Genomic DNA, 396 nt, shown 5'->3' with positions numbered 1-396 from the left:
CCCTTCTCCCGCGCCTGGGCCCCCTTCGCGCACGAGGGCCCCCTCGCGCGAGCCATCCACCGCTTCAAGTACGAGGACCATCCGGAGCTCGCCGGGCCCCTCGCGGAGCTGCTCGCGGACGAGGCGAGGAGCTTCCTCTCCCGGTCCCCGGACCGCGTGGTGGCGCTCCCCCTGCACACGCGCCGGTATCACTCGCGCAAGTACGACCAGGCCCAGCTGCTCGCGGGCTCGTTGGCGAAGTGCGTGGGCCGACAAGCTCCGGTGGGTTGGCTCACACGCACGCGAGAGACACAGCGACAGGTGGGCCTCACCGAAGCGGAGCGCGCCGACAACGTCGCGGAGGCCTTCACCGCGTCGTCCGACGTCACGGGACACGAGGTGCTGCTGCTCGACGAT

1 pseudogene is annotated in these 396 nt (G+C 71.5%); it reads left to right on the top strand.

The features are described from left to right. Positions 1-396: pseudogene (locus D7Y04_RS46235) on the top strand (ComF family protein); the annotation flags it as partial.

Origin of the sequence: Corallococcus sp. AB038B (assembly GCF_003668955.1) — a bacterium.
In the GTDB taxonomy this organism is placed as follows: domain Bacteria; phylum Myxococcota; class Myxococcia; order Myxococcales; family Myxococcaceae; genus Corallococcus; species Corallococcus exiguus.
This window is presented reverse-complemented; position numbering and strand designations above follow the sequence as displayed.